Source organism: Devosia sp. J20-27, assembly GCF_055808595.1.
Genome location: NZ_CM147875.1, coordinates 1,935,077 through 1,959,831, shown reverse-complemented (window position 1 = coordinate 1,959,831; position 24,755 = coordinate 1,935,077). Strand labels below are relative to the sequence as shown.

The window sequence follows — 24,755 nt, the reverse complement described above, 5'->3', positions numbered from 1 at the left end:
AGTGTCAGTCCTCAATCAGGGAGATCGTCAGTTGCAGTTGCGGCTGCCTTCCGGGGCGCTGCAGAGGGGCTCGCCCGAGACAATCCGTGCCGAGTCGATCAGCTGCATGAACTCGGCGCGGTAGCCGTTCTCGTCGCTGCCGCGGGCGCCCTGCGCCAAAGTCCGGATCTCGGCGTAGCTCATGTCGCCATAGTTCGAGCCCTTGAGCTTCTGGGCAAAGGCGGCAACCGCCGCAGCCCAGCGCGCATCGACCGAGGCCTGCTCCAGACTGTCGACCGCGAGCGACTTGGTGATCGGCGTTTCGATCAGTTGCGAAACATCGCCATCGGGGGCCTTGTAGCGCATCTTGAGAAAGCCGATCTCGTCGGCCGGCAGCACCGCGGCGGCCGGCGTGTCCGTGCCATAACGCAGCGGATCATTGAGCTCGGCGTCTGACCCGACCGGCGTGATCTCGTAGATCGCCGTGACGGTATGCCCGGCACCGATCTCGCCGGCATCGACCCTGTCATTGTTGAAATCCTCGCGGTTCAGCGCGCGGGTCTCGTAGCCGATCAGCCGGTACTCGGAGATGACGGCCGGATTGAACTCGACCTGAATCTTGACGTCCTTGGCGATGGTTTCCAGCGTCCCGCCCATCTCCCGGACCAGCACCTTCTGCGCTTCCTTGAAGCTGTCGATATAGCTGGCATTGCCATTGCCGTTCTGAGCCAGTGCCTGCATCGTGTCGTCGCCCAGATTGCCCTGGCCGAACCCCAGCACCGACAGATAAATGCCGCTGTCGCGCTTGGACTTGATGTAGGTCTTGAGATCCTCCGGATCGTCGATGCCGACATTGAAGTCACCATCTGTGGCGAGGATCACCCGATTGATGCCGCCATCGACCTTGTTCTGTTCGGCCAGCCGGTAGGCCAGCTCGATGCCCTCCGCACCAGCCGTGGACCCACTCGCCGAGAGGTTTTCCAGTGCCGACAGGATTTTGGCCTTGTCACCGGCACTGGTGGGCGGCAGCACCACGCCGGCCGAGCCGGCATAGGCGACGATCGATACCGTGTCGTTGCCCGACAGCTGGTCGACCAGCAGACCGAAGGCGCGCTTGAGCAGCGGCAGCTTGTCGGCATCATTCATCGAGCCGGACGTATCGAGCAGGAAGACCAGATTGCTTGGCTTGTCCTCTGCCACAGGCGGCTCGTAGCCCTTGATGCCGATCTGCAGCAGTTGCGTCCTGGCATTCCACGGCGTCGGGTAGATCTGCATGGTCGCCTTGAACGGCGTCCCGGCTGTCTCGGGCACCGGATAGTCATAGGAGAAATAGTTGATCATCTCCTCGATCCGCACCGCATCGGGCTCGGGCATCCAGCCGGCACTCAGCGCCCGCCGGACGTAGGAATAGGAGGCCGTGTCGACATCGATCGAGAAGGTCGAGACCGGCTCGTCCGTGACGATCTTCACCGGCGATTCCTTGAACCCGGAGAACTCGTCGCCGGAGGGTTGCGTGGGTGTGACGGACAGCGGTTCCTGGGCAGGGGCAGGCATACCGACTGCTGCATCCAGAGCACCGGAGGCGTAGCCGTTGGGCGCCGACTCCAGCGCCTGGGTATTGGCAGCGCGACCCAGCGCCGTCGGCGCAGCCGACTTCTGTGCCATGACAGGGGCCGGCGCAATCTCGGTTTCAACGGCAGGCGCCTCGGGCATGGCTTCGTCTGCCACAACTGTCGCTGGGGTCCGGGCGGCAGCGGCGTCTGCCGTCTCCTGCATCACGGTCGCAGCGCCATCGCCACCCGACGCCGCGTCCTTTTTCGCCTCCAGCGGCGCGACGACATCGGCGGGAGCGACACCGACCGGGGTAATGGCAGTGGACGTGTAGAGCTGGTAGCCGAGCGGCAGCAGCAGCAAGGCGACAGCGGCAGTGCCGAGCCCCAGGGTAAAACGCGTGTCCATGATCCAGTTCCTCTGTGGGATGATGGACCTGAGACGGTGCGCCCAGCCCGAACCTTGGGTGGCGGTGTCAGTTTTTTTCGGTTCGGCTTCCTGCGCGGCGTCGAACGCCAACAGGGCCGCATCGAGCGCACGGCGGCGCGCGCCCTCGGAAGGGGCGGGCATTCTGGCCTGACGCAGGCCGCGCAGCGTATCGTCGTCTTTATCGGTCATAGCAGACCTCGCAGGGTCTTTTTCGCTTCGTGTATGTGCCAGGAAACGGTGGCTTCCTTGCATCCCATGATCTCGCCGGCCTGCGCGTGGCTCATGTCCTCGGCATAGACCAGCAGCACCGCATCGCGTTGCTGGTTGGGCAGGTTGCGCACGGCGGCCCAGATCTCGTTCATGGCCGTAGCGTCTTCCTGGTCCGGCAGTTCCTCGTCAGGCGCCACTTCGGCGTAACGGTCGATATGCCGGCCGCGGCGACTGCGGGCCCGATGCATGTCGCGCACCGCATTGAGGGTCACCTTGTAGAGCCAACTGGTAAAGGCCGAGCGGCCATCGAAACTCTTGATCGCAGTCGCCAGCTTGATGCAGACGTCCTGGGCGATGTCCTCGGCGTCGCTGCGCTTGCCGCTCCATTTGCAGGCGATGCGGAAGATGTAGTCGTAGTGGCGTTCGACGAGTTCGGAAAAAGCCGCACGATCGCCGCGCGCTGCCAGCAGCGCGAGGCTCAGATCGGGCGCCTCGGGCGGAAGCGCCGATGTGTCAACCAGTGACGGCATCAGGGCGGAAAACTCTGTCACCTCGAAAGAATCTTGCAGCATCTTATGGATGAGACGCTGCGCCGAGGGAAATCCTTGGGGGATCGATTCAGGATTTATTTGTGTGCTATCTGAAGGTCATGACCGACACGCCGCCGCCCGACAAGCCGACCAGCCCCTGGAAACTCAACGCCGGCCGCATCCTGCTGCTGCTGATGGGAGCGCTGCTGATTGCCTACACGGCCTCGGCGCTGATGGGCGGCATGGCGAACTACCAGACGCTCAAGGAGGCTGCGACGACCGCCCAGGAGGAGAAGGCGCAATAGCGCCTTCAGGCCACCAGCGCGGCCGGAACTGCCTCGGCGATGAAGCCGCCGCCCAGCACTTCGGTGGTGTCGGTTTCGTCGGCGTAGAAGACGCAGGCCTGACCCGGCGAGATGCCATACTCACCGCCAGTGAGCGTCACGAACACATCATCGCCATCAAGATGAACGGTACCTGAACAGGGCGGACGGGTCGAACGGACCTTCACTTCGACCGGGTAGCCATTGCCCGCCGCGAGCGAAACCAGTGCCCGGTCACCGAGCCAGTTCACGTCACGCAGCCGGACCGTCTTCGTCATCAGCGCCTCGCGCGGGCCGACGATGACGCGGCTGGTCTGATGCTCGAGCTTGACGACATAGAGCGGCTCGCCGGCGGCGATGCCCAGGCCCTTCCGCTGGCCGACGGTGTAGTTGACGATGCCCTCGTGCCGGCCGAGCACGCGGCCGTCCAGATGGACGATATCGCCGCCTTCAAGCGCCTCGGGATGCATCTTGCGGATGACGTCGGCATACTTGCCCTGCGGCACAAAGCAGATGTCCTGGCTGTCGTGCTTTTCGGCAATCTCGAGACCGAACTCGCGCGCCAGTTCGCGCACCGCCGGCTTGGTCATGCCGCCGAGCGGGAAGCGCAGGAAATCGAGCTGGGCCTGCGTGGTCGCAAACAGGAAATAGGACTGGTCGCGGCTGTCATCGACCGGCCGGTAAAGCCGGCGGCGGCCATCGACCAGCTTGCTCTGCACGTAGTGACCGGTGGCGAGGACATCGGCGCCGAGATCCTGCGCCACCTCCATCAGGTCGACGAACTTGACCGACTGGTTGCAGGCGATACAGGGCACCGGCGTCTCGCCCTGCCGGTAGGCGTTGGCGAAGGGCTGCATTACCGCCTTCTTGAAGCGCTCTTCATAGTCGAGAACGTAATGCGGGATACCGAGCGCGGCCGCCACACGGCGCGCGTCGTGAATATCCTGGCCGGCGCAGCAGGCGCCCTTGCGGTGCGTCGCTTCGCCATGATCGTAAAGCTGCAGGGTGACGCCCACGACGTCGTAGCCTTGGCGGGCAAGCAGTCCGGCCACCACCGAGCTGTCGACGCCTCCGGACATCGCGACAACAACGCGCGTATCCTGCGGGCGCTTGGGGAGGTCAAGCGAGTTCAGGTCCATATCTCTCATCCAGAAGGGGTCAAGGTCCGACGGATGGGCGCTGATCTATACCGTGGGGGCCAGATCGGCAACTCCACTGGGCAGCTTTTGCCGACGGACGGCGGATTTTGCCGTCCCAACGACGCAATAAGGCTGCTCATGAATCATTCAACACTTTGATCTAGAACGATAAAGTTGTCTGGCACGATGCTTGCGAGGAGTGCAATGGATTAATGTATCTTCCCAAGGACGAGTAGCGTGTCCACAGTCTCAGTCGGGTTCAGCCCAGTCACCCCGGGCAACAGCGTGATCTCGGGCGGCGTTGCCGCCTCGGCTGCTGCCGCCTCGGGCGAGGGCGACAACCCGCTGGGCTTTTTCGCAGCGCTGCTCGACACGCTGGCACAGGGCCTCGGCGTGACGCCGCCCGCCGGAACCGCGGTCAAGTCCGACACAACGTCTGCAAACACCCCCGGTGGCGACACCGCCGCGTCGACCCTCGCCGACCTCGCTGCGGCAGTTGCAACCGCCGCCGACGCCGAGCCTGGCGTGACGCTGGCGGCACCGGCGGCGACGGGCTCTGAGCCCCCTGCGACGGACCTGCCCAAGGACGCCGAACAGCTGTTCTCCAGTCTCATTTCCAGCCTCACGGCCATCGATGACGCCGCCAGGAGCGGCAAGCCGATCGACCCGGCACTCCGCAAGAAGCTCGACGACACGCTCGACGAGCTTGCCGGAATGCTCGGCATCGTGTTGCCGACGGCTCCGGCCGTGGACCCCGCGATCACTGCGGCAGCCACCACAGGTGGCGTCGCGCCGACCACGCCCGCACCTGACCCGCTGGTCGAGATCGCCAAGGCGGCGATACCTGCTGCCGTCGTGCCGCAGGACTCCACGCCCGAGTCCGAACTGCTCGACGGCCTTGCCGACGAATTCCTGAAGGCCGCCGACAAGGCCAGCGCACCGGCACCTGTCGACCCCCGGCAGCCAGCCGAGGCCAACAAGACGCCGGCTGCTGCCGCAACGGCCACCACCGCAACGACCGCTCCGGCCACCGAGGCCGTCCCCATCGAGCCGGCTTCGCCGCTGGGGCAGTTGATCAGCAAGATCCAGGGTATTGCCGAAAACCTGCAGACTGCAGCGCCAGAACTGGGCGCCAAGCTCGCAGCTGTCGCCGAGAAACTGTCGGCACAGCCGATCGACGCCAAGACGCTCGCCCAGCTCAATGCCGATCTTGACAGTCCCGATCTCGCGGCGCTGCTGACGCCGAAACCCGAGAGCAAGCCGGCATCAACCGGCACGCAGGTCTTTGCGACGCCGAGCCTTGCCACCCCCGAGACCGTCACGCAGCCCGCGCAGACCGCCGAAGCGAAAGCAACCGAGACCCGGGCGACGCCAGCGTCGGGCACCGATGATGCAACCGAGACCAAAGCCGTCGAGACCAAGCCTGTTGCCGTCTCCGACAGCAGACCCGACGTGGAGCCGAAGGCCATTGACCGCAGCGGCGTTGCCCACGCCAACGAGGTGCGGGCAGAACGCGCCGCCGACGCCGCGCAGAACCAGATCAGTCACGTTGCCGCTACGGCGCAGGCCAAGTCCGAAGCCGCACCTCTGGTCGCCAAGGCGGCCCCGATCGCCTATCAGCCCCCTCCCCAGCAGCAGGTCAACCTGCCCCACCTGGCCTTCGAGTTCGCCCGCCAGTTCAATCAGGGCAGCTCGCGCTTTCAGATCCGCCTCGACCCCGCCGAACTGGGTCGCATCGATGTCAGGATGCACATGGATGGCGACGGCAACATGCTGGCCCGCATGACGGTGGAGCGGGCGGAAACGCTCGACCTCATGCAGCGCGACCAGCGCTCACTGGAAAAGGCGCTGGCGCAGGCCGGGCTCGATTCCAGCAAGACCACACTCGAATTTTCCCTGCGGCAGAACCCGTCCGGTCGTGACGGGCAGAACCCGCAGCAGCAGGGCGGCAATGGCTCGCCCTTCGCGCAGACCCGATCCGGAGCCGACGAGGCCCCCGAGATCATTCCCAATGCCACCCTGTATCGCGGCACGGCTTCGGCCAGCGGCGTGAACTTGTTCGTCTAGGAGGTTTTCATGGCTGTCGGCGGTGTCGGTTCCAGCAGTTCGACCAGCGCACTCAATGGTTCGCGCCAGGGAATTGCAGATAATTTCGATACGTTCTTGAGCATTCTGACCACCCAGCTCAAGAACCAGAACCCGCTCGATCCGCTGGACACCAACCAGTTTACCCAGCAGCTGGTGCAGTTCACCGGTGTCGAGCAACAGCTCAAGACCAACCAGTTCCTCGAGGCCATGATGCTCTCGAGCCAGAATGCCGACCAGTCACAGGCCGTCAATTATATCGGCAAGGAAATCACCGCGTCGGGCGTCAAGAGCGAGCTGGTCAATGGTGCCGCACGCTGGCATTTCGCCGTCGATGAAGCCGCCTCGATCAACGTCACGGTCAAGGACGCCAACGGCAACGTGGTCTACACCAAACAGGGCAATGTCGGCGAAGGCGAGAGCGTCTTCACCTGGAACGGCGTCGGCAATGACGGCAAGGACAAGCCCAGCGGAACCTACTCGATCCAGATCGAGGCCCGCAATGCCGACGGCAAGCTGGTGACGGCCGCGACCGAGATGACCGGCGAGGTCACCGGCGTCGACTTTACCGGCACCGAGCCGGTGCTGATCGTCGGTGGCGCCCGCGTCAACATGTCGGCCGTGCTGTCCGTCCGCTCGAAGGATACCAGCACCTCGACCGGGGCCTAAGCTCGCGGGGTGCCGGCGGGGAACATCCCGGTCGGCAGCCCGTCCATGCTGGTCGCGTTGTTGTCGCGCCAGTAGGCTTCGATGCCATCGGGACCCTTCGCTTCGGCCCATTTGTCCATGGTGTCGCGCTCTGCCTCGTAGGCAAAGAGCGGCACGCCGTAACCGCATGACGTCTTGACCAGATCGAAGTCGAGCCAGATGAACTGGCGGGCGCCGAGCGGTTCGACCCCGGCGAACTCGGCCGCCAGCAGCTCCGCATAGGCATCCGTGCCGCGGGCGATCACCCGCCCCTGCCCGTAGAGTCGCAGGATCAGTGGCGGCCCCTCCACGGCGCAGAACATGATGGTGAGGCGGCCATCGGCCAGCAGGTGCGCCGAGGTCTCGTTGCCGCTGCCGGTGCGATCGAGATAGCAGGCCGCGTTGTCACCCATGATGCGGAAGCAATCGGTCGAGCGCGGCGAGATGTTGATATGCGACCCGGCCGCGGCCGAGGCGGTGAAAAACATGTGCTGGCGGGCAATGAAGTCCCGATCGTGCGCCGTGAGCGCCGGATAGTCCTTGGCCATGCTGCCCTCCTTGGCTTTGAGCACAGTTAGCCGCTGTCGCCGATGGCGACCAGTCGCCATTCGACTGACGGCACCGCACGGCTGCCGGTCTTAACGCCTTGTAAGTATTCGCTTCACCCTATTTTAAGCGCGTTGGGCTAGGCTCTGGTTTGTGGTCAGTTTGAGTAATGAGTAGATGACCGTTCAGATGCGTCCTCGTGTTAAATATGTAATCGGCCCGGATGGAAGTCCGCTCACGATTGCAGATCTGCCGCCGAAGAATACCCGGCGCTGGGTCATTCGTAGAAAAGCTGAAGTTGTTGCCGCCGTGCGTGGTGGATTGTTGAGTCTCGAAGAGGCCTGCGATCGATATACGTTGAGTGTCGATGAGTTTCTCAATTGGCAGGCCGCCATCGACAAGCATGGTCTTGCCGGGCTGCGGACAACCTGGATTCAACACTACCGAGAAGGCTGACAGAAGTCGTCTTCGCAAGAGTTTCGGAGCCCGCCCGGTTCGCCGCGGCGGGCTCCGCTATTTCACGGGGTCTTTTCGCTCATCCACGGCGCCGCGGCCGGCCGCGCCAGCAGCCGCTCGTAATAGTCCCGCACCACCGGAAACTCTGGCAGCACCGCCGGCATCCGGAACCAGCGATGCACCGAAATGCCGATGGCGATATCGGCCATGGTGAAGGTGTCGCCGCAGACATAGTCGCCGGCGCCTGCCAGGTGTCCCTCGAGAATCCGCATCTTGTCCGCCCATCGGGCGATCGAGTCGTCGATGCGCGAGCGATCGGCATAGGCGGGATTGTTCCGGATCAGCGCCTGCACCGCGTAGGTCCATTGCGGATTGAGTTCACCCACCTGCCAGTAGAGCCATTGCTCCACCAGCCCCAGCGCCTGCGTATCGCGCGGCAGCAGCGTCGTCTCGTTGCGGCGGCCCAGATAGGTGAGAATGGCGTTGCTTTCCCAGAGCACGTAGTCGCCATCAATGAGCACCGGCACCTGCGCGTTGGGATTGAGCGCCAGGAATTCGGGCACCGCAGGGTCGCGGATTGGCAGGCCCCAATCCTCCCGCTCATAGGCAAGACCCAGTTCGTCGGCGGCCCACAGCACCTTGCGCACATTGCTCGAGGTAACCCGGCCGAGAACTTTCATGACGCTCATCTTTGCATTTCCTTAAGCCTGCCCGGCAAGAAGTGCCGCTTTCTCGCATTCTGCAGCCGGCGTTAATACCTTCTTTACCATCAGGTAGGTAATTTTTGCCTATGGGGGTGGTCGGCGCGTAGCGGCCATCTGGATAGTACGACCGGGTGCCGAGTGGATAGTCTGCTGCAATTCTTCAACCGCTTGGGGCTGGTGCGCGTTGCCGCCATGGCAACCGTCGCGGTGTTGATGCTGGGCTTTTTCGCCTTCCTGATCATGCGGGCCTCCACCCCGTCGATGGCGCCGCTCTATACCGGCCTGACGCTGGAAGACTCCTCGGCCATCGTCAACGAGTTGCAGAGCCAGAACGTGCCGTTCGAACTGCGCGGCGACGGCGAGAGCATTCTCGTGCCGCGCGACCAGATCACCCAGATCCGCATGTCGCTGGCCGAGAACGGCCTGCCCACGCGCGGCCAGGTCGGCTACGAAATCTTCGACACCCAGAACACCCTGGGCGCCACCAGTTTCGTGCAGAACATCAACAATGTCCGCGCCCTCGAAGGCGAACTGGCCCGCACCATCACCTCGCTGGCCCGCATCAAGAGCGCCCGCGTGCATCTGGTGCTGCCCGAGCGCGCCCTGTTCAGCCGTGAGAAGAAGGACCCCACCGCCTCGATCGTGCTGGCGGTGCGTGGCGAGCTGTCGGGTGGCGAAATCCGCGCCGTGCAGCATCTGGTGGCCTCGGCCATCGAGGGATTGACCCCCTCGCATGTCTCGATCATCGACGATTCCGGACGCCTGCTGGCCTCCGGCGCCGGTGACGACCCGGGCAGCATCGCCGCCGGCGAGAACGAGGAACGCGCCCTCACCATCGAGAACAAGCTGCGCCAGAGCGTCGAGGACCTGCTCACCAACATCGTCGGCGCCGGCCGAGCCCGCGTGCAGGTGAGCGCCGAGCTCGAACTCAACCGCATGACCAAGACCTCCGAGACCTTCGATCCCGACGGGCAGGTGGTGCGGTCGACGCAGAGCCGCGAACTGGCCAACCAGGCTACCGGCCCCGGCAATTCCGGCCAGGTGACGGTCGGCAACGAACTGCCCGGCGCCACCGCCAACAATGGCGACGGCGGCACCTCCGAGCAGGGCAGCACGACCGAAGAGACGACCAATTACGAGATCTCCAAGATCACCCAGACCGAAGTCGCCGAAGCCGGCGGCATCAAGCGGCTGTCGATCGCCGTGGTGGTCGACGGCGTCTACACCCAGGATCCGCAGGGCAATTCGGTCTATGCCCCGCGCGCCCAGGCCGAACTCGACCAGATCACGGCCCTCGTGAAATCGGCCGTCGGCTTTGACGAGGCGCGCGGCGACCAGGTGGAAATCGCCAACCTGCAGTTCGCCAGCCGGCCCGACCTTACCGCCGCCGGTACCGCCGAGCCCGGGCTCTTCGACTTCACCCGCGACGACCTGATCAATGGCGCCGAGATGCTGGTGACCCTGCTGATCGCCATGGCGCTGGTGTTCTTCGTCATGCGCCCGCTGCTCAAGAAGGTGCTGGCGCCCGAGCCCAAGCCGCTGGCCCTGGCGCAGAGCGCCGAGATCGGCGGCCCCGGCCTCGCCGCGGCACACCAGATCGAGGAAGAGGACGAAGGCCCCAAGCCCCCCGACTGGATGGACAACGCCAAGTCGATGGGCGCCGCCCAGGCCGAGACGGTCCGCAATGTCGGCGTCCTGGTCGAGGACAACCCCAAGCAGGCCGCGCTGATCGTGCGCGACTGGCTCTCGAGCGCAGCGTAGGAGGACCCGGCCATGCCCCCGATGCCCGCCCCCCAGGATCAACAGGCCAAGCAGCTTGTCGTCGGACAGGATGCCCAGGCACGCGTGCTCAACGGCGACGAGAAGGCGGCCGTGCTGCTGCTGGCGCTCGGTCCCGATTTCGGCAAGCCGATCCTCTCCGAACTGGACGACGAGGAAGTGCGCCAGCTGTCGCGCGCCATGGTCAAGCTCGGGCCGATCACCCAGGACATGCTCGACGACCTGCTCGGCGAGTTCGTCATTTCGATCGCCTCGAACGGCACCATCGCCGGCAATTCCGACACCACCCAGCGCCTGCTGCTGTCCTTCCTGCCGCCCGATCGCGTCGATGCGATCATGGAGGAAATCCGTGGCCCTGCCGGTCGCAACATGTGGGAGAAGCTCTCCAACGTCCAGGAAGACGTGCTCGCCAGCTATCTCAAGAACGAGTACCCGCAGACCATCGCCGTGGTGCTCTCCAAAATCGATACCGAGCACGCCAGCAAGGTTCTCGCCGCCCTGCCCGAGGAACTCGCCGTCGACGTCGTTACCCGCATGCTGTCGCTCGACCCGGTGCAGAAGGACATTCTCGAAAAGATCGAGACGACGCTGCGCACCGAGTTCATGTCGACGCTCTCGACCACCAAGCGCCGCGACAGCCACGAGCAGATGGCCGAGATCTTCAACTCCTTCGACCGGCAGACCGAGGCCCGCTTCATCACCTCGCTCGAGGAGAACGACCGCGACGGTGCCGAGCGCATCAAGGCGCTGATGTTCACCTTCGAGGACCTCTCCAAGCTCGAGGCCGGCGCCATCCAGACGCTGCTGCAGCGCATGGACAAGAAGGACATCGCCCTGGCGCTCAAGGGCGCCAACGATCAGGTCAAGGAGACCTTCTTCGGCAACATGTCGGCCCGTGCCGGCAAGATGATGAAGGACGACATGGAGGCCATGGGGCCGGTGCGGCTCAAGGACGTGGACGAGGCGCAGGGCCGCATGGTCGCGACCGCCAAGGACCTGGCCGCCCGTGGCGAGATCGTCATCCAGAAATCCAAGGCCAACGAAGAGATGATCGCGTAAATGGCCGCCGCATCGCCCGCCAGATTTACCTTTGACCTCGACCTCGGCCGCAGCGCCGAGGATCATGCCATGGTCGCCGAGAGCGCCGTGTCGGAAAAGGTCAGCGACGCCCGCACCGCCGGCTATGCCGAAGGCTTCGCGGCCGGCGAGCAGAGTGTCTCCGCCGCGGCGGCCCGCCAGCTGAGCAGCGCCGTCGCCGCGCTGTCCGACCATGTTGCGGCCATGGCTGCCAACCTCGACGACGCCCGCAACCAGCATCTGGCCGAGTCGGTCGAGCTGGCCTCGACCATTGCCCGCAAGCTCGCCGGAGCCCTGATGGCGCACCAGCCGACCGCCGAGATCGAGGCGCTGATCGACGAATGCATGGGCTCGCTCGACGGCGTGCCGCATCTGGTTATCCGCTGCAACAGCGAGCTGGCCGACAGCGTGCGGGAAATCGCCCAGGCGCGCATGGCGACGTCGGGCTTTGCTGGCCGCCTGGTGGTCCTTGGCGACCCCGAGATCGCCCTCAGCGATGGCCGCATCGAATGGGTCGACGGCGGCCTCGTGCGCGACACCGCCGCCATCACCGAACAGATCGACTCCCGTATCGCGGCGTTTCTCGCCGCCCGGGGCATCAATCAGGACGCCGAGCGTCCCGAGGAGACTGAACAATGAGCACCGGAGACACAGACGCCGGCACCGGCATCAGCTTTGAAGAGATGATGCCCTCCGGCAACGATGGCGGCGGACAGGGCGGCGAAAAGAACGCCGCTGATCTCGAGGCGGTTTTTGATGTCCCGGTCCGCATTTCGGTGGTCCTCGGCCGCACCAAGGTGCCGGTGTCGCAATTGCTCAAGATGGATGTCGGCACGGTGGTCGAACTCGACCGCCAGGTCGGCGAGGCCGTCGAAATCTATGTCAATGACCGGCTCGTCGCGCGCGGCGAGATCGTTCTCGTGGAGAGCCGGCTCGGCGTCACCATGACTGAAATCATCAAGGCAGCTTAGGAGAGCGTCATGCGGTTGCTCATTGTCGGAGCCCTTGAAGGCCAGCTCAGCGAAGCCACCAAGCTTGCCATGGACGGCGGCGCCAAGGTTGCCCACGCCCCCTCGATCGAGATCGCGCTGGCCAGCCTGCGCTCGGGCAAGGGTGCCGACCTGCTGCTGGTCGATGTCATGATCGACATCCCCGGCCTGATCGCCGCGCTGGAGGCCGAACGCTTCCACGTTCCTGTCGTTGCCTGTGGCACCGAGACCAATGCCGCCGCCGCGGTCAATGCCATCCGCGCCGGCGCCAAGGAATACATCCCGCTGCCGCCCGACGCCGAGCTGATCGCCGCCGTCATCGCCGCGGTCGCCCGGGAGTCGTCGGACTTCCTCTATCGCGACCCGGTCATGGCGCGCGTCGTGCAGCTCGCCGAGCAGGTTGCGCCATCCGATGCCAGCGTGCTGATCACCGGCGAAAGCGGCACCGGCAAGGAGGTGATGGCCAAGTATCTCCACGCCCGCTCCAAGCGGGCCAACCGTCCCTTCATCTCGATCAACTGCGCCGCCATTCCCGAGGCGCTGCTGGAAAGCGAACTGTTCGGCCACGAGAAGGGCGCCTTCACCGGCGCGGTGGCCCGTCGCATCGGCAAGTTCGAGGAAGCCAATGGCGGCACCCTGCTGCTCGACGAAATCACCGAAATGGATTTCCGGCTGCAATCCAAGCTGCTGCGCGCCCTGCAGGAACGCCTCATCGATCGCGTCGGCGGTACCAAGCCCGTACCGGTGGATATCCGCGTGGTCGCCACCTCCAACCGCAACCTCGCCGAAGCGGTCAAGGACGGCCTGTTCCGCGAAGACCTGATGTTCCGTCTCAATGTCGTCAACCTCAAGCTGCCGCCGCTGCGCGACCGCCCGGGTGATACCGCCGCACTGGCCGAGCACTTCGTCGAGAAATATGCCAAGGCCAACGGCCTGACGCGCCGCATCCTGTCGCCCGAGGCACGGGACGCGTTGCTGCGGGCGCGCTGGCCCGGCAACGTCCGCGAACTCGAGAATACCCTGCATCGCGCCGTGCTGCTGTCGGGCGGCGAGGTCATCGGCCCAGAGGCCATCCTGATGCCCGACGGCACCGGCCTGTCCGACGCCGCCAATGCCGGCAGCCTCGCCAGTCAGCTGGCGCAGACCGCCGAAACCGTCAACCGCGTGCTGGTCGGCCGCACCGTCGCCGACGTCGAGCGCGACCTGATCCTCGATACGCTCGACCACGTGCTCGGCAACCGGACGCATGCCGCCAATATCCTCGGCATCTCGATCCGCACCCTGCGCAACAAGCTCAACCAATATGCCGACGAGGGCACCTCAGTGCCCGGCCCCGGCGAACAGCGGCATAGCGCAGCATAATGGTAGACCTCTCGGCCCCCGGGCCAGCTACTCCCGGCACCAAGGGCCCGAGCTTCGGCGGCATGGTCAAGACCATGCGCTCGACCGACATCGGTCTGGCGACCGGTGTCATGGGGATCATCGTCATCCTCATCGTGCCGCTGCCGCCGCTGCTGCTCGACCTGCTGCTGGCCATCTCGATCGTGTTTTCGGTGCTGATCCTGATGACGGCACTGTTCATCCAGGCGCCGCTCGAGTTCTCGTCCTTCCCGACGGTGCTGCTGATCGCCGCCATGTTGCGCCTCGCCCTCAACCTCGCCACCACCAGGCTGATCCTGTCGGAGGGGCATAACGGCACCGACGCCGCGGGACATGTCATCGAGGCCTTTGGGCACTTCGTTACCCGTGGAAATTTCGTCATCGGGATCGTGGTCTTCGCCATCCTGCTGATCGTCAATTTCATCGTCATCACCAAGGGCTCGGGCCGCATCGCCGAAGTTGCGGCGCGCTTCAACCTCGACGCCATGCCCGGCAAGCAGATGGCGATCGACGCCGATCTCTCGGCCGGCCTGATCGACGAGACCGTCGCCAAGCAGAGGCGCGAGAATCTCGAGGCCGAAAGCGCCTTCTTCGGCAACATGGACGGTGCCTCCAAGTTCGTGCGCGGCGACGCTATTGCCGGCCTTCTGATCACCTTCATCAACGTCATCGCCGGCATGATCATCGGCATGATGCAGCAGGGGCTGAGCTTCGAGGAAGCGGGCGCCAACTATACGCTGCTCACCATCGGTGATGGCCTCGTCAGCCAGATCCCGTCGCTGATCGTGTCCACCGCGGCCGGCATGCTGGTCTCCAAGGCCGGCGTGAGCGGCTCGGCCGACAAGGCGCTGGTCAAGCAGTTCACCGGCTACCCCAAGGCACTGGGCATGTCTGCCGCCGTCGTCGGCGCACTGGCCTTCCTGCCTGGCATGCCCGTACTGCCGTTCCTCGCTCTTGCCGGCGGCGTGGGCTGGCTGGCCTACAAGTCGTCCAAGAAGAACCAGCGCACCGCCGACGTCGCAGCAGCGGCCGATCTCGTGGCCAACCCGCCGCCCGCACCGATCTCCGATGAGGCGCCGATCACCGACAGCCTGCGCATCGACGAACTCAAGCTCGAGCTGGGCTATGGCCTGCTGACGCTGGTCAAGGAGGACGAAACCGGCACCGATCGCCTGACCGAGCAGATCAAGGCGCTGCGGCGCCAGCTGGCAACCGAGCTCGGCTTCATCATGCCGCCGGTCCGCATCCTCGACAACATGCAGCTCGAGCCCAACGACTACAAGGTCAAGATCAAGGAAGTCGACGCCGGTCACGGCCAGATCTTTGCCAGCCAGCTCATGATCATGGATCCCATGGGCAAGGACATCAACCTGCCCGGCGTGCACACCATCGAGCCGACCTTCGGCCTGCCGGCCACCTGGATCGACCCGGCGCTGCGCGACGAAGCCGAACTGCGCGGCTATTCGATCATCGACCCGTCGACGGTGATTTCCACGCACCTGACCGAAGTGCTCAGGACCAACGTCGCCGACCTCCTGTCCTACGCCAATGTGCAGTCGCTGCTCGGCGGCCTCAGCAAGGACCAGCAGAAGCTGGTCGAGGATATCGTCCCCTCGCAGATCTCGGTGTCGGGTATCCAGCGCGTGCTGCAGACCCTGCTGTCGGAACGTATCTCGATCCGCGACCTGCCCACCATTCTCGAGGGCATCGCCGAAGTGGCCTCGATCGGCCGGACGCCGCAGATGATTGCCGAGCATGTGCGCTCGCGCCTCTCCCGGCAGCTGTGTGCGGCCAATCTGGGACCCGATGGCAACCTGCCACTGCTCACGCTGTCGCCGACCTGGGAGCGCGACTTCGCCGAAGCCATGGTCGGCGACGGCCCGGAACGCCACCTCGCCATGGCGCCGTCCCGCCTGCAGCAGTTCATCGTCGCCATCCAGAAGGGTTTCGAGAACGCCGCGCAGATGGGTGAACTGCCGGTGCTGATCACCTCCCCGGGCATCCGTCCGCATGTGCGCGCCATCATTGAACGCTTCCGTCCGCAGACGGTGGTGATGAGCCAGAACGAGGTCCACCCGCGCATTCGGCTGAAAACGATCGGAGCCATCTAGGCGGAGGCTGCCTGCCAGAAGGTGCCGGAACGCGGTGACTGCTGGCGCATTATGGTCAGCGCTCCCGAACTGATAGGCTCCCCCGATGAAACTCTACAGCTGCGACAACTGCGGCAACCTTTTGTACTTCGAGAACACCCGCTGCGAGCGCTGCGGGCGCACTCTCGGCTACGAGCCGACGACCAACGAGCTGGTCTCGCTGACCGGCGGTCCCGACACCTGGACCGCGCCGTCGCTGAATAACCGCACATTCGTGTTCTGCGCCAATGCCCGCCACGGCGCCTGCAACTGGCTGGTTGAGCACGCGCCCGGCGCCGACCCCTTCTGCCGCGCCTGCCGGCACAACGAAGTGGTGCCCAATATCGACGATCCCGTCGACCGTGGCCGCTGGCAGGTGATCGAGCGTGCCAAGAAGCGGCTGATCTATTCGCTGCTGCGCTTCCACCTGCCCCTTGCCACCCGCCAGGAAGATCCGCTGCATGGCCTGCGTTTCCGCTTTCTGAACGAGGACATGGGCCCCGAACCGGTGATGACCGGTCATGACAATGGCATCATCACCATCGCCCTCAAGGAGGCGGACGACGCCGCGCGCGAATATCGACGGACGCAGTTCAACGAGCCCTACCGCACGCTGCTCGGGCACTTCCGGCACGAGATCGGCCACCACTACTGGGACATTCTGATTGGCGCCAATGGCAGCAAGCTGAGCCAGTTCCGGGCGCTCTTCGGCGACGAGTCTGCGGACTATGACGCGGCGCTGCAGCGCCACTATGCGCGGGGCGCACCGGCCGACTGGCAGCAGCACTTTATTTCGGCCTACGCCACCTCGCACCCGTGGGAAGATTTCGCCGAGACCTTCGCCCACTATCTGCATCTGGTGGACACCACCGAGATGGCCTCGGCCTTCGGCGTGCGCCTGCAGCCCAAGGTCGACCCGCGCGGCGCGCTGGCGGCCGCCGGCGACCGCGACCCCTACTGGCAGGGCAGCATTGCCGAACTGATCGAAGGCTGGGTACCGCTGGCGGCGCTGATCAACAATCTCAACCGCGCCGTTGGCCAGCACGATGCCTATCCATTCGTGCTGTCGCGCAGCGTGATCGAGAAGCTCGGCTTCATCCACCAGCTGATCCGCGACGCAGGCGCCGCGCAATGGACCGTACCCCGCGGCAACCAGGCCATCCCGATCAATACGCCGGCGCAGTAGGCGCCATGGCCGTGCCTTAATGGATCGTTTACCCGTTAACCCGGGCAAACGCGCCAGGCCCGACTATCTCCGCTATTGTCCTTTCATCAGGCGGCCCCTGCGCATCTGGAGCGCCGTCGGAACAAACCGCTGGGAGGCGGAAAAGGCCGGACCCGAACACGGGCCGGCCTTTTTATTTGTCTTCGCGTTCGTCGCAGATTTCCGGGAACAGTCGCCGCACTATCGCGTTGGGGTGCCATAGGGCCGTGCGACGCAGCACCGCAAAGCTTTGCGTCGCACGGCTGTTCATCACGCAGACGAACACATGGAGACTACAATGATCCGGACACTGATGACCACTACCGCCCTCACGCTCATGCTGACGGGTGGTACGATGGCCCAGGATGCCGCCGTAAAGACGACGGCGATGCCGTCCTCCAACATCCTGGCCAGCGGCTACGTCGCCACTGACAGCGACAACCTCGCAACCGAAATCATCGGCAAGCAGGTCTACTCCTCGGCTGCAGCCGACGCCGAACATATCGGCGACGTCAACAACCTCGTCGTCGGCGATGACGGCTCCATCGATGCCGTGATCATCGGTGTCGGCGGTTTCCTCGGGATCGGCGAAAAGAACGTTGCCGTGTCGATGGACGCCCTGCAGTGGGTCGTGGCTGAAGACAATTCCGAGCGCTACGTTCTCGAAACCACCAAGGAAGCGCTGAACAACGCGCCGACTTTCGAGTGGAACGATGACCAGCCCATGGACACCGCTGCCACCGACACCATGGCCGTCGATCCGGCCATGAACAACGATGCCGCGATGTCGACCGATACGGCCGCCAACACCACGCTGCCGGCCGACAATTCCATGGCTGCCGACCAGACGGCCACGGGCACGGTCAACACCGACTCCGCCATGGCACCGGCCGACGGCACTCGTATGGACCCGCTTGACCGCACCAACATGGCGCCCTTCGATGCCAGCCAGCTGACCGCCGAAGAACTCATCGGCACCAATGTCTACGGCGAGAATGACGAGCATATCGGCGCCATCGGTGACCTTGCTCTGAACGAAGACGGTTCGATCGACGCCGTGATCATCGACTTCGGCGGCTTCCTCGGGATCGGCACCAAGCCGGTTGCCGTGGCCATCGACAACCTCGAGTTCCTTGCCGACTCCAACACCGGCAACCGCTCGCTGATCATGCCGATCACGCGCGACCAGATGGAAGCGGCCCCGGCCTTCGACAAGGACGGCTATGCCGCCAACCGCGACAGCCAGCGCGTCGTGCTCGACGCCAATGCGCAGTCGTAAGGTTGCCTGACTGAAATGCGAAAGGCCCGCTTCGGCGGGCCTTTTTCGTTTGTGCGTCCACAGCCTAATGTGTTGGTTTAGCTGCGCATGTGCCGGAAGCGGGCGACCTCGTCGTACTCTTCCTGCTCCGCCTTGGAGGCTGCCGCCTGCTCGCGGCCATGCTCGCGCTGGTCGAGCAATTCGACCTTCTTGAGATCCTCGACCGCCTCGGCCAGCATATCCTGTGCTGCCTCGAGCTTGTCTTTCATGTCATTGGCCGATGCCAAGAGGTTATCGCGGCGCGTGATGGCCGCCTTGGCAAAGGTCGAATAGGCGAAATGCGCCACATCCGAGATGCCGGTCTTTTGTTGTTCGATTTCGATCTGCTGATCGAGCTCGCTCGCCATTCTTTCGAAATCGGCGACCATCATCTCGATCTGCGTCACCTGGCGGCGCTTTTCGTCCACCTGGAATTTTTTCAGCCGGATCAGGCTTTCGCTGCGCGATTTCATGACTTGCACTCCTTACACATCAAGTCAGGCACTCTTCTGGTCGGCGACGGCCTTTTCCACGATCGCCTCCAGCAATTGATAGCCGTCGGCAATCGAGGTCCGCTCTTCCCGTTGCTGCGTGAGGAAAGCCTCCAGCGCCGGGTTGATGGCAATCGCGCGGTCCACTTTCGGATCCGATCCCTTCCGGTAAGCCCCCAGCCGGATCAGCTCCTCCATGTCGGCATAGATCGACATGAGCTCGCGGGCCTTGGCCAGGGTTGGTCTGAAATCGACCGGTACGCACCCAGGCATGGTCCGCGAGATGGACCGGAGCACGTTGACGGCGGGATAACGTCCCCGCTCGGCAATTGAGCGCTCCATTACAATGTGCCCGTCGAGAATGCCGCGGACGGCATCGGCGATGGGCTCGTTGTGATCATCACCTTCAACCAAAACGGTAAATAGACCGGTAACAGAGCCCGAATTCACCAGCCCCGGACCGGCTCTTTCCAACAATCTGGGAAGTTCGGTGAAAACAGTGGGCGGATAGCCCTTGGCCGTGGGCGGTTCGCCGGTAGCGAGGCCGATCTCGCGCTGCGCCATGGCAAAGCGCGTCAGGCTGTCCATCATGCAGAGCACGCGCTTGCCCTGGTCGCGGAAATATTCGCAGAGCGTCACCGTGAGGTAGGCCGCCTGGCGCCGCATCAGCGCCGCCTCGTCGGAGGTGGCAACCACCACGACAGCGCGCTTCAACCCCTCCTCGCCCAGATATTCGGTGACGAACTCCTGCACCTCGCGGCCGCGCTCGCCGATCAGGCCGATCACCGCGACATCGACCGAGGCATTGCGCGCCAGCATCGACATAAGCACCGACTTGCCGACGCCCGAACCGGCAAAGATGCCCATGCGCTGGCCGTCGCACATGGTGGTGAAGGTATTGAGCGTCCGCACCCCCATGTCGATCGGGGCCCCGACGCGGGCCCGTTCATGCGCCGGCAGCGGCGTCTGGCGCAGCGGATAGGCCGCAGCGCCGCGCGGCACCGGCCCGAGCCCGTCAATGGCATCGCCATTGGCGTTGATCACCCGCCCCAGCCACGCATCGCTTGGAAAGGCGGCCCCGTCATTGCTCTGGAACACCGCCTTGCAGCCCAGCCGCACCCCGGTCAGCGGACCGAAGGGCAGGCAGAGCGCATGGCCGTCGCGAAAGCCGATAATTTCGGAGGCAAGCTCGCCGCCCGCCGTGGTCTCGATGATCACCCGGCCGCCCACGCGCAGCTCGCGCACCGGGCCCACCACCTCGATGAGCAGGCCCTGCACGGTCTTCACCCGGCCGAACACTTCGACATCGTCGATAGCGTCAATCGCGGCGGTCAAGGCTTTCAAGCGCAATACTCATGGTTCGAATCGATTGCCCCGAAGGTAACGCAACGTTAAGCAAAATGCGTTAACCAAGGGCGTTAGCTTCGCTCCGCCATCACCTCCGGCGTCCGAGCCTTTGTCCACCGAGCTATCCCGGCAATCCCTGAGTCCTGAGAGTCGATTGGAGAGGTTTCTTAATCCTTTTTCTTAACAAAAATTCATCCCGTTTCTTCAATGTTTTCAGCAGTTTAAGATATTTCCTCGCAGCAACATGTTGCATCTTGCGGATCAGAATTAAACTTTGTTAACTAGTTGGGCTTAGGTTTGAGTCATATCCAGTAGGGTTCGGTTAGGGTTGAGGCTGAAAAGCGCTTCAACCGGTTCCAGCTAGGAACGGTTTAAGGGGAATGGCATGCGTGTACTCTTGATTGAGGACGATAGCGCGACGGCGCAGAGCATCGAGTTGATGCTCAAATCCGAGAGTTTCAATGTGTACACGACGGACCTCGGTGAAGAGGGCGTCGATCTCGGGAAGCTGTACGATTACGATATCATCCTGCTTGACTTGAATTTGCCTGACATGAGCGGCTACGAGGTGCTCCGCACGCTCCGCGTCGCCAAGGTGCAGACACCAATTCTGATCCTCTCCGGCCTCGCCGGTATCGAGGACAAGGTCCGGGGCCTCGGCTTCGGCGCCGACGACTACATGACCAAGCCGTTCCACAAGGACGAACTGGTCGCCCGTATCCACGCCATCGTGCGTCGCTCCAAGGGTCATGCCCAGTCGGTCATCTCGACCGGCGACCTGACCGTCAACCTCGACACCAAGACCGTCGAAGTGACCGGCGCCCGCGTCCACCTGACGGGCAAGGAATACCAGATGCTGGAGCTGCTCTCGCTCCGCAAGGGCACGACGCTCACCAAGGAGATGTTCCTCAACCATCTCTACGGCGGCATGGACGAGCCCGAACTCAAGATCATCGACGTGTTCATCTGCAAGCTGCGCAAGAAGCTCAGCGTGGCCACCGGTGGCAAGAACTATATCGAGACCGTCTGGGGCCGTGGCTACGTGCTGCGCGAACCCGACGAGAGCGAAGCATTTGCCGAGAGCGTCGCCTAAGCATCGACTTCTCCCCTCACCGTTCGCAGTTGCGGCGAACCTGAGACCCCGTGCCGAAAGGCGCGGGGTTTTGCTTTTTGGTCACTCCGCAGCCAGCGGCTTGAGATTTGGCAAGAGCAACTCGATCGGAACCGGTCCCTCGTCCGCGCCCTGACCGCGCCGAAACATCGACAGCGTGGCATAGCCATGGACGACCGACCAGACCTTGAGTTCGTTCACGCCCGGTCCCGCCGGGTCGGGCTCAAAGAGCCTGCAGACATCGACTAGCACCAGATAGGCGCGCTCCGACGCAGCCTCCAGCTCACCGTCGGGCCGGCTCTTGTATTCAAAGCTGAAATTGAGACGGAAGAGCGCTGGCTGCTCCCGCGCAAAGCGAAGATAACCCCGCGATATCCCGATCAGCTGGTCGCGTGGAGACGAACCCTCCGCGAAACGATCCTCCATCATGTAATCGCGGAACCGATCAAAGCCGTGTGCGGCAATGGCCACGAACAGCGCTTCGCGATTGGCGAAATGATGGGCCGGCGCGGCATGCGACACGCCTGCCAATGCCGCGACCTTGCGTAGACTGAGTCCGTCCAGGCCGTCGCGGTCGAGGATCTCCAGCCCCGCCCGGATCAACGAGTTGCGCAGATCACCATGGTGGTAGTCGGAAGAGCTCATGCCGCACAGACTCTATCTTGACATTGTCATGATGGCAAACTAGTCAAGCCATCTTTACACTGACAAGATGGAGGGGTAGCTATGAAACCGGGGACCGTTTCTCGCGGACTGTGGTGGTTTTTCTCGATTGGAGTTCCAGTCGTCTCATTGACCGTCGTGGTGCTGGCGTCGATTGCCGGCTTTCAGAACGTGGCGCCGCACCTGGCGCACTATGTCGGGAGCCACAACCTGCCGCTCTACGCCCATATCGTCTTTGCCCCCCTCGCGCTTCTGGTGATGCCGTTCCAGTTCTGGGGCGGACTGCGCAGTCGCCATCGGATGGTGCATCGCGTGCTGGGCTACACCTATTCGGTATCGATTCTCGTTTCGGGGATCGGATCTCTCCTGCTACTCCCTCGTTTTCTCGGATCGACCTGGGCAGCCACAGGTTTTGCCCTGCTCGCGATCCTCTGGATGGGAACAACACTCACCGCGATCGGCCATGCGCGGGCCGGAAGAACGGCGGCGCACCGTGTCTGGATGATGCGATCGGCCGCCATGACCTTTGCCGCCGTCGTCCTGCGTCTCATCATGCTCCCATTGGTGATGGCGGGAATGACACCCACCGGAACCTACGACATCACGGCCTGGATCAGCTGGCTGATCCCGCTCGCATATGTCGAATGGCGCCGGCGCCGCGCCGGCAAGGCGAGACAGACGAGAGCGCCAGAGGTCCTGGCCTGAAGCGTTCTGGCTGTGCCAGCTCAGCTGGCGCGGCGTTCTTCCATCTCGCTGAGGAAGGCCGCTTCGAGCATTTCGCGGTCGAACGGCTTCATGAGATAGTCGTTGGCGCCCGCTTTCTTGGCGAGGGCGATCTGGCCGACGTCATATTCGGTGACGCAGTAGATGACGCGGCACGTGGTGCCGCCGACGAAGGCGCGCAGCAGCTTGAGGAACTCGAGCCCGCTCATGATCGGCATCTGCCAGTCGAGCAGGATGGCGTCGGGCATTTCCTGCCGGCACTTGTCGAAGGCTTCCTGGCCGTCTTCGGCTTCGTCGACGATGAAGTCCATGTCCTCAAGAATACGACGCGCCACTTTGCGCACCACACTCGAGTCATCAACGATCAGGCAGGACTTCATAATGCGTCTTCCAGTGTACTGGCTGCGACGATAAACGCTTGAGGTTATTATCCCTCAATTGTCCCTACGAATGGTTAGCACGGGCTGAAGATTTTTCGCCTCAGCGCCGCGCCGATGCCGTCGGTCAGGCCGCCACGGCGACGGACTTCGGCGTCGCGGTGAAGTTGAAGACGCTGTCCTCGATCCAGATCTTGAGGTCCATGTCGGTCATGCGGGCGAGAATACCGGTGTAGAACGGCTGGATACCGCGCGCGTCGACACCGCCCTCGGGCGAGCCCGAGAGCAGATCTTCGGCGCCCGATGGCATCAGCGTCTTCTGCCGCTTTTCGGCGTCGCTGGTCGACTGGAAGACGAATTTCTCTTCGCCGGCGGGGCCGTCGACCGTTACCTTGACCACGCCACCGCGCGGCACCGCCATGGCGGCGATCAGCAGCATGTTCATGAGCAGCTTGGCCTTGTGCTTGGGCAGCAGGATCAGCGGCACCTGCCAGTCAAGCTCGGCTTTCTCGATTTCAAACAACAGCTTGGCAACGCGCTCGCACTCGCGCGTATCGAAATCGGTGCCGGCGGTGGACGACGCGCCATAGGCCAGGCGGGCGAATTCCAGCTTGGCACGGGCATGCTTGGCGGAGTTGGCAATCAGCTCCTGCGCCCCCTCCTGCATCGCCACCTGGCTGGGATCGCCGAGCACTTCAAGTCCGTTGCCGATGGCCCCGACCGGATTGATGAGGTCGTGACAGACACGAGAACAGAGCATGGCAGCCAGATCGGTTGCTTTGAGCTCGATGAATTCCGCCATAGGTCGGGTCTCCAGATAAATATCGAATCAATTGCGGGAAGCTTACCGTGCCGGGCCTTGCCCGATCTACGGATGTTGCGCCGCACTGCTGCCTAGGGCGGGAGCATGCGGCACGGTAGACTCGTGATCGCTCGCCGCGGAGGCGGTTGCGACCACCGGCTCGCCGATCGGCAACTCGGACTTCGGACCGTTCAACCTTGCCGACAGCGTCGTCCAGCTGCCGCGCGCATCGGCCATGGCCTTGTCGGGGCTGAGCAGGAACGCCTCGCGGTTGGCGGCCGAATAGAAGAGGTAGAGCCGCATGTTGACGATGGCGTAGATCGTCGCCTTGCCGTCCGAGAGATAGCCCCGGGCAAGGCTCATCTGGCAGTGCCCGCCATATTGCGGCGCATAGACGTCGGGCGCGCGCATGAATACGTCGCGATTGGCGGCAGAGGCAAAGTACCATGGCACGCCGGCCCAGTAGTACTCGAACGCCGGATCGCCTGGTTGCGGCGTGCCGCCGGTGAAATAGCTGACCGGATCGTAGCCATCGATGGCAACGCCGGTCAGCGGATCGGTCACGATCGTCGAGATGATCGACTGCGCCTGCAGCGGCACCGACCCCATCGCGAGGAGCAGCATCGCCCCGAGCATGGTTAAGATTTGTTTACACGTTTGCCGCATCATCGCCGCCATGGCCGCCTAGGTTTGTAAGGGGCGAAACAGGGCCGAAGAGTAAACCCATCAAGGTGTGCGCTTCGTAAA

General features: G+C 63.8%; 25 protein-coding genes. 14 read left to right on the top strand and 11 right to left on the bottom strand.

Annotated elements, in window-relative coordinates; all coding sequences use genetic code 11:
* Positions 1-27 precede the first annotated feature (27 nt).
* Both AC0L4C_RS09615 and AC0L4C_RS09610 read right to left on the bottom strand, forming a co-directional pair.
* Positions 28-2,148: a vWA domain-containing protein gene (locus AC0L4C_RS09615; protein WP_473403414.1), complete on the bottom strand. Its 2,121-nt coding sequence runs from the start codon at positions 2,146-2,148 to the stop codon at positions 28-30.
* On the bottom strand, positions 2,145-2,720 hold the full coding sequence (locus AC0L4C_RS09610; protein WP_473403413.1) for an RNA polymerase sigma factor: 576 nt from the start codon (positions 2,718-2,720) through the stop codon (positions 2,145-2,147). Before AC0L4C_RS09610 ends, AC0L4C_RS09615 begins: the two co-directional genes overlap by 4 nt.
* 80 nt (positions 2,721-2,800) lie before the next feature.
* On the opposite strand from AC0L4C_RS09610, the gene AC0L4C_RS09605 reads away from it, so the two are divergent.
* The gene (locus tag AC0L4C_RS09605; RefSeq protein WP_473403412.1) at positions 2,801-3,004 is read left to right on the top strand and encodes a hypothetical protein; all 204 of its coding nucleotides are present in this window, start codon (positions 2,801-2,803) and stop codon (positions 3,002-3,004) included.
* A gap of 5 nt (positions 3,005-3,009) precedes the next feature.
* On the opposite strand, the gene mnmA is transcribed toward AC0L4C_RS09605, so the two are convergent.
* Positions 3,010-4,161, bottom strand: coding sequence for a tRNA 2-thiouridine(34) synthase MnmA (mnmA, locus tag AC0L4C_RS09600; RefSeq protein WP_473403411.1), 1,152 nt, complete (start codon positions 4,159-4,161; stop codon positions 3,010-3,012).
* A 237-nt stretch (positions 4,162-4,398) separates the two neighbouring features.
* Here mnmA and AC0L4C_RS09595 point away from each other — a divergent pair, with 237 nt between their 5' ends.
* On the top strand, positions 4,399-6,228 hold the full coding sequence (locus AC0L4C_RS09595; RefSeq protein ID WP_473403410.1) for a flagellar hook-length control protein FliK: 1,830 nt from the start codon (positions 4,399-4,401) through the stop codon (positions 6,226-6,228).
* A 9-nt stretch (positions 6,229-6,237) separates the two neighbouring features.
* Positions 6,238-6,915: a flagellar hook assembly protein FlgD gene (locus AC0L4C_RS09590; protein ID WP_473403409.1), complete on the top strand. Its 678-nt coding sequence runs from the start codon at positions 6,238-6,240 to the stop codon at positions 6,913-6,915.
* Here the strand turns inward: AC0L4C_RS09590 and AC0L4C_RS09585 are convergent.
* Entirely contained in the window at positions 6,912-7,481 is a 570-nt protein-coding gene (locus tag AC0L4C_RS09585; RefSeq protein ID WP_473403408.1) for a pyridoxamine 5'-phosphate oxidase family protein, read from the bottom strand. The two genes, AC0L4C_RS09590 and AC0L4C_RS09585, sit on opposite strands and share 4 nt — an antisense overlap.
* 175 nt (positions 7,482-7,656) lie before the next feature.
* Here AC0L4C_RS09585 and sciP point away from each other — a divergent pair, with 175 nt between their 5' ends.
* Positions 7,657-7,935, top strand: coding sequence for a CtrA inhibitor SciP (gene sciP / locus AC0L4C_RS09580; RefSeq protein ID WP_395819600.1), 279 nt, complete (start codon positions 7,657-7,659; stop codon positions 7,933-7,935).
* A gap of 62 nt (positions 7,936-7,997) precedes the next feature.
* On the opposite strand, the gene AC0L4C_RS09575 is transcribed toward sciP, so the two are convergent.
* Positions 7,998-8,624 carry a glutathione S-transferase family protein gene (locus AC0L4C_RS09575; protein ID WP_473403407.1) on the bottom strand — a complete coding sequence of 209 codons (627 nt, stop codon included), beginning with the start codon at positions 8,622-8,624 and terminating at the stop codon, positions 7,998-8,000.
* A 153-nt stretch (positions 8,625-8,777) separates the two neighbouring features.
* Between AC0L4C_RS09575 and fliF the strand changes: the two genes are divergently transcribed.
* The 8 genes from fliF to AC0L4C_RS09535 all read left to right on the top strand — a co-directional run bounded on the left by fliF (position 8,778) and on the right by AC0L4C_RS09535 (position 18,476).
* Positions 8,778-10,400, top strand: a complete 1,623-nt coding sequence (fliF, locus tag AC0L4C_RS09570; RefSeq protein ID WP_473403406.1) for a flagellar basal-body MS-ring/collar protein FliF — start codon at positions 8,778-8,780, stop codon at positions 10,398-10,400.
* Positions 10,401-10,412: 12 nt separating this feature from the next.
* Entirely contained in the window at positions 10,413-11,477 is a 1,065-nt protein-coding gene (gene fliG, locus AC0L4C_RS09565) for a flagellar motor switch protein FliG (RefSeq protein ID WP_473403405.1), read from the top strand.
* Complete coding sequence (locus AC0L4C_RS09560) at positions 11,478-12,134, top strand: FliH/SctL family protein (protein WP_473403404.1); 657 nt, start codon at positions 11,478-11,480, stop codon at positions 12,132-12,134.
* A gap of 44 nt (positions 12,135-12,178) precedes the next feature.
* Complete coding sequence (gene fliN / locus AC0L4C_RS09555; RefSeq protein WP_473403489.1) at positions 12,179-12,466, top strand: flagellar motor switch protein FliN; 288 nt, start codon at positions 12,179-12,181, stop codon at positions 12,464-12,466.
* Between the two features lie 9 nt (positions 12,467-12,475).
* Positions 12,476-13,846 (top strand): sigma-54-dependent transcriptional regulator FlbD, encoded by a 1,371-nt coding sequence (gene flbD / locus AC0L4C_RS09550; protein ID WP_473403403.1) that lies wholly within the window; start codon positions 12,476-12,478, stop codon positions 13,844-13,846.
* On the top strand, positions 13,846-15,975 hold the full coding sequence (gene flhA / locus AC0L4C_RS09545) for a flagellar biosynthesis protein FlhA (protein WP_473403402.1): 2,130 nt from the start codon (positions 13,846-13,848) through the stop codon (positions 15,973-15,975). The genes flbD and flhA overlap by 1 nt, the downstream gene beginning before the upstream one ends.
* 85 nt (positions 15,976-16,060) lie before the next feature.
* Positions 16,061-17,179: a zinc-binding metallopeptidase family protein gene (locus tag AC0L4C_RS09540; protein ID WP_473403401.1), complete on the top strand. Its 1,119-nt coding sequence runs from the start codon at positions 16,061-16,063 to the stop codon at positions 17,177-17,179.
* A gap of 316 nt (positions 17,180-17,495) precedes the next feature.
* Complete coding sequence (locus AC0L4C_RS09535; protein ID WP_473403400.1) at positions 17,496-18,476, top strand: PRC-barrel domain-containing protein; 981 nt, start codon at positions 17,496-17,498, stop codon at positions 18,474-18,476.
* 77 nt (positions 18,477-18,553) lie between these two features.
* Here the strand turns inward: AC0L4C_RS09535 and fliJ are convergent, their stop codons facing one another.
* Positions 18,554-18,967: a flagellar export protein FliJ gene (gene fliJ / locus AC0L4C_RS09530; protein ID WP_473403399.1), complete on the bottom strand. Its 414-nt coding sequence runs from the start codon at positions 18,965-18,967 to the stop codon at positions 18,554-18,556.
* Between the two features lie 24 nt (positions 18,968-18,991).
* Complete coding sequence (gene fliI, locus AC0L4C_RS09525; RefSeq protein WP_473403398.1) at positions 18,992-20,329, bottom strand: flagellar protein export ATPase FliI; 1,338 nt, start codon at positions 20,327-20,329, stop codon at positions 18,992-18,994.
* A 388-nt stretch (positions 20,330-20,717) separates the two neighbouring features.
* On the opposite strand from fliI, the gene ctrA reads away from it, so the two are divergent.
* The gene (gene ctrA / locus AC0L4C_RS09520; RefSeq protein WP_473403397.1) at positions 20,718-21,425 is read left to right on the top strand and encodes a response regulator transcription factor CtrA; all 708 of its coding nucleotides are present in this window, start codon (positions 20,718-20,720) and stop codon (positions 21,423-21,425) included.
* Between the two features lie 81 nt (positions 21,426-21,506).
* Here ctrA and AC0L4C_RS09515 read toward each other — a convergent pair whose 3' ends face one another.
* Positions 21,507-22,088 (bottom strand): TetR/AcrR family transcriptional regulator, encoded by a 582-nt coding sequence (locus tag AC0L4C_RS09515; protein ID WP_473403396.1) that lies wholly within the window; start codon positions 22,086-22,088, stop codon positions 21,507-21,509.
* A gap of 81 nt (positions 22,089-22,169) precedes the next feature.
* Here AC0L4C_RS09515 and AC0L4C_RS09510 point away from each other — a divergent pair, with 81 nt between their 5' ends.
* On the top strand, positions 22,170-22,811 hold the full coding sequence (locus AC0L4C_RS09510) for a DUF2306 domain-containing protein (protein ID WP_473403395.1): 642 nt from the start codon (positions 22,170-22,172) through the stop codon (positions 22,809-22,811).
* 20 nt (positions 22,812-22,831) lie between these two features.
* On the opposite strand, the gene AC0L4C_RS09505 is transcribed toward AC0L4C_RS09510, so the two are convergent.
* The 3 genes from AC0L4C_RS09505 to AC0L4C_RS09495 form a co-directional block, all read right to left on the bottom strand.
* Positions 22,832-23,209: a response regulator gene (locus tag AC0L4C_RS09505; protein WP_473403394.1), complete on the bottom strand. Its 378-nt coding sequence runs from the start codon at positions 23,207-23,209 to the stop codon at positions 22,832-22,834.
* Positions 23,210-23,333: 124 nt separating this feature from the next.
* Entirely contained in the window at positions 23,334-24,008 is a 675-nt protein-coding gene (gene chpT, locus AC0L4C_RS09500) for a histidine phosphotransferase ChpT (RefSeq protein WP_473403393.1), read from the bottom strand.
* Positions 24,009-24,074: 66 nt separating this feature from the next.
* Positions 24,075-24,632 (bottom strand): YHS domain-containing (seleno)protein, encoded by a 558-nt coding sequence (locus AC0L4C_RS09495; RefSeq protein ID WP_473403392.1) that lies wholly within the window; start codon positions 24,630-24,632, stop codon positions 24,075-24,077.
* Between the last annotated feature and the right edge of the window lie 123 nt (positions 24,633-24,755).

What these genes read in the sequence shown, in the direction of transcription:
- AC0L4C_RS09615 (WP_473403414.1), bottom strand. Translation starts at nt 2,148, where the DNA reads ATGACCGATAAAGACGACGATACGCTGCGCGGCCTGCGTCAGGCCAGA.
- mnmA (WP_473403411.1), bottom strand. Translation starts at nt 4,161, where the DNA reads ATGGACCTGAACTCGCTTGACCTCCCCAAGCGCCCGCAGGATACGCGC.
- AC0L4C_RS09590 (WP_473403409.1), top strand. Translation starts at nt 6,238, where the DNA reads ATGGCTGTCGGCGGTGTCGGTTCCAGCAGTTCGACCAGCGCACTCAAT.
- AC0L4C_RS09585 (WP_473403408.1), bottom strand. Translation starts at nt 7,481, where the DNA reads ATGGCCAAGGACTATCCGGCGCTCACGGCGCACGATCGGGACTTCATT.
- sciP (WP_395819600.1), top strand. Translation starts at nt 7,657, where the DNA reads ATGACCGTTCAGATGCGTCCTCGTGTTAAATATGTAATCGGCCCGGAT.
- AC0L4C_RS09575 (WP_473403407.1), bottom strand. Translation starts at nt 8,624, where the DNA reads ATGAGCGTCATGAAAGTTCTCGGCCGGGTTACCTCGAGCAATGTGCGC.
- fliG (WP_473403405.1), top strand. Translation starts at nt 10,413, where the DNA reads ATGCCCCCGATGCCCGCCCCCCAGGATCAACAGGCCAAGCAGCTTGTC.
- AC0L4C_RS09560 (WP_473403404.1), top strand. Translation starts at nt 11,478, where the DNA reads ATGGCCGCCGCATCGCCCGCCAGATTTACCTTTGACCTCGACCTCGGC.
- fliN (WP_473403489.1), top strand. Translation starts at nt 12,179, where the DNA reads ATGATGCCCTCCGGCAACGATGGCGGCGGACAGGGCGGCGAAAAGAAC.
- flbD (WP_473403403.1), top strand. Translation starts at nt 12,476, where the DNA reads ATGCGGTTGCTCATTGTCGGAGCCCTTGAAGGCCAGCTCAGCGAAGCC.
- flhA (WP_473403402.1), top strand. Translation starts at nt 13,846, where the DNA reads ATGGTAGACCTCTCGGCCCCCGGGCCAGCTACTCCCGGCACCAAGGGC.
- AC0L4C_RS09540 (WP_473403401.1), top strand. Translation starts at nt 16,061, where the DNA reads ATGAAACTCTACAGCTGCGACAACTGCGGCAACCTTTTGTACTTCGAG.
- AC0L4C_RS09535 (WP_473403400.1), top strand. Translation starts at nt 17,496, where the DNA reads ATGATCCGGACACTGATGACCACTACCGCCCTCACGCTCATGCTGACG.
- fliJ (WP_473403399.1), bottom strand. Translation starts at nt 18,967, where the DNA reads ATGAAATCGCGCAGCGAAAGCCTGATCCGGCTGAAAAAATTCCAGGTG.
- ctrA (WP_473403397.1), top strand. Translation starts at nt 20,718, where the DNA reads ATGCGTGTACTCTTGATTGAGGACGATAGCGCGACGGCGCAGAGCATC.
- AC0L4C_RS09515 (WP_473403396.1), bottom strand. Translation starts at nt 22,088, where the DNA reads ATGAGCTCTTCCGACTACCACCATGGTGATCTGCGCAACTCGTTGATC.
- AC0L4C_RS09510 (WP_473403395.1), top strand. Translation starts at nt 22,170, where the DNA reads ATGAAACCGGGGACCGTTTCTCGCGGACTGTGGTGGTTTTTCTCGATT.
- AC0L4C_RS09505 (WP_473403394.1), bottom strand. Translation starts at nt 23,209, where the DNA reads ATGAAGTCCTGCCTGATCGTTGATGACTCGAGTGTGGTGCGCAAAGTG.
- chpT (WP_473403393.1), bottom strand. Translation starts at nt 24,008, where the DNA reads ATGGCGGAATTCATCGAGCTCAAAGCAACCGATCTGGCTGCCATGCTC.
- AC0L4C_RS09495 (WP_473403392.1), bottom strand. Translation starts at nt 24,632, where the DNA reads ATGCTGCTCCTCGCGATGGGGTCGGTGCCGCTGCAGGCGCAGTCGATC.